Raw genomic sequence first — 2,455 nt, forward strand, 5'->3', positions numbered from 1 at the left:
GCTGCATAGTTGAACAGTGATGTTCAGCAGTGTTCAGCGTAAATGTATCAGCCTCGTATCCTCTCCACCAAAATATCCAAAATCTTCGTGATGGGGCCAAGTCAACCTGCTTTTCTCGACAACAGTGCTAGGATTTGTCGATCGAAACAGTGGCACCATGTCCCCAGAGATCCCGACCGGGCCAGACAAAGACGGCCTCTGTCCAAGCGCAGCCTCGTTTGCCATACTGAAGAAAGATTGTAAATATTTGTTAACGCCATGACTGTCTCTGCTTTGGATCCCGCCAACCCCGCCCGTTTACAGGAGATCGCTCAACGCTTGCGCAGCCCGCGTTCTGCGGACCGGATGGTGGCCTTGGCCCAGTTGCGGGATGTGCCGGCAGAGCAGGCGGTGCCGCTGATTTTGCAGGTCATCGACGATGAGAACCTGCAGGTGCGCTCTTTTGCCGTCTTTGCCCTGGGGATCAAGCAAACGGACGCCTGTCTGCCCAAGTTGCTGGAAATCCTCACCCAAGACCCGGATTATGGCATTCGCGCCGACGCGGCAGGTGCCCTGGGCTATTTGGAAGATCCGCGGGCTTTTGAAGCTTTAGTGCGTGCTTTCTACGAGGATGTAGAATGGCTGGTGCGCTTCAGTGCCGCGGTGGCCTTGGGGAACTTGAAGGATCCGCGGGCTTACGAGGTGCTTCTGCGAGCCTTGGATGGGCCGGAGGTGTTGCTGCAGCAAGCGGCCATTGCGGCTTTGGGGGAACTGGGGGATCCGCGGGCCCTGGATCACATCCTGCGGTTTGCCCAATCGGAAGACTGGCTGGTGCGGCAGCGGCTGGCCCAAGCGCTGGGCAATTTGCCTTCCCCCAAGAGCGTTTCTGCTCTCAACTACCTGGCCAGGGATCCCCACGATAGCGTTGCGGCGGCGGCTCTGGATTCGCTGCGGCGCTTGCGGCAAAGGGGCATCTCAGAAACCACCCCTGAGAAGGGATCCGGGCCAGCCAATTCTGAGGAAGGCTAAAGTAAAGATCCCGGCTCAGCTTGTTCCGGGTTCCCCAATTCCCAGAGAGAGGCCTCCTCTGTTTCCGGCTGAGCCTTTCTTTTCCTAGGATCCCTTGTCTCAATGGTTATCAGCCCCCACTCATCGGTTTCACCTGTTGCATCCCCGTCGCGGCCCCGCATTGTGGCGGCCCTTTCTGGGGGTGTGGATAGCTCTACGGTGGCGGCCCTTTTGCAGGAACAGGGCTACGCCGTGGAGGGCGTTACCCTTTGGCTCATGAGGGGGAAGGGGCAGTGCTGTACCGAAGGCTTGGTGGATGCGGCAGCTGTTTGTGAGCAGCTGGGGATCCCGCACCATGTGGTGGATAGCCGCGAGCTGTTCCAGGCCAACATTGTCGATTACCTGGTAGCCGGCTACGCGGAGGGCATTACTCCCCTGCCCTGCTCCCAATGCAACAAAACGGTGAAATTCGGCCCCCTGCTGGCCTATGCCCGCGAAAAGCTGGGCATCTCCCAGATTGCTACCGGCCACTACGCACGGGTGCGCTTTAACGCCGGGCTAGGACGTTACCAACTCCTGCGGGCGGTAGATCGGCAGAAGGATCAGTCCTATTTTCTCTACGACCTCAGCCAAGAGCACCTAGCCCATAGCCTCTTCCCCTTGGGCGAGTACACCAAGGCCCAAACCCGTCAGTTGGCTGCCCGCTACGGGCTGGTTACAGCCGACAAGCCCGAAAGCCAGGATCTCTGCTTGATTGAAACCTATGGCTCGATGCGGAGCTTTTTGGATCAGTACCTTGGGCAAAGGCCAGGGGAAATCGTCGATACCCAGGGGCGAGTGCTGGGATCCCATGAGGGCATCCACCACTACACGGTGGGCCAGCGCAAGGGGTTGGGGATTGCCTCTTCCCGTCCGCTTTACGTGGTGCGCATCGATGCGGCCATGAACCGCGTTGTCGTGGGGGAACGGGAGGAGGCTACCCAGGCTGAAGCGTGGGTAAGCCAAGTCAACTGGGTCTCTATCCCGGCGCCGACGGCATCCTTGGCTGTTGAGGTTCAGGTGCGCTACCGTACCCCCCCAGTGCCCGCCATGGTGATCCCGGAATCGCCAGAGCGGGTAAAGCTGCAGTTTGCCGAGCCGCAGTTTGGGGTCACTCCTGGCCAAGCCGCCGTCTGGTACCACGGGGATCTCCTGCTGGGGGGAGGGATCCTGGAGCGCCCTTCTCCCTAGGCCAACTGCAACTTCCCTCTCGCCAGGGGGGAAGGATTGGGGGTGAGGGCAAGCCAAACTACGCTGCTTGCGCTTGCAGCTGCTGCAGGGATCGGAACAGGAGCACTGTATAGATATCGAGGATAGGCGCAACTGCCGTGGCGGCAGCATTCCCAACCACAGCCGCACCTAGGGTATCTCCCAGGATCCCCCCAACAGAAAACGAAATCAGGATCGCGATGCCGAAGATCAAACCCAC

General features: G+C 59.6%; 2 protein-coding genes and 1 pseudogene. 2 read left to right on the forward strand and 1 reads right to left on the reverse strand.

Features of this window, described 5'->3' with window-relative positions; all coding sequences use genetic code 11:
* Positions 1-258 precede the first annotated feature (258 nt).
* Both NW820_RS07070 and mnmA read left to right on the forward strand, forming a co-directional pair.
* Positions 259-1,008, forward strand: a complete 750-nt coding sequence (locus tag NW820_RS07070) for a HEAT repeat domain-containing protein (protein WP_414329744.1) — start codon at positions 259-261, stop codon at positions 1,006-1,008.
* A 102-nt stretch (positions 1,009-1,110) separates the two neighbouring features.
* Positions 1,111-2,217, forward strand: coding sequence for a tRNA 2-thiouridine(34) synthase MnmA (gene mnmA / locus NW820_RS07075; protein WP_414407080.1), 1,107 nt, complete (start codon positions 1,111-1,113; stop codon positions 2,215-2,217).
* A 58-nt stretch (positions 2,218-2,275) separates the two neighbouring features.
* Here the strand turns inward: mnmA and NW820_RS07080 are convergent.
* Positions 2,276-2,455: pseudogene (locus NW820_RS07080) on the reverse strand (hypothetical protein); the annotation flags it as partial.

It is taken from the genome of Synechococcus sp. R55.7, from assembly GCF_047461955.1.
Classification (GTDB): Bacteria; Cyanobacteriota; Cyanobacteriia; order Thermostichales; family Thermostichaceae; genus Thermostichus.

Excerpts from the sequence above, each read along its gene's own strand:
- NW820_RS07070 (WP_414329744.1), top strand. The coding sequence starts at position 259 with ATGACTGTCTCTGCTTTGGATCCCGCCAACCCCGCCCGTTTACAGGAG.
- mnmA (WP_414407080.1), top strand. The coding sequence starts at position 1,111 with ATGGTTATCAGCCCCCACTCATCGGTTTCACCTGTTGCATCCCCGTCG.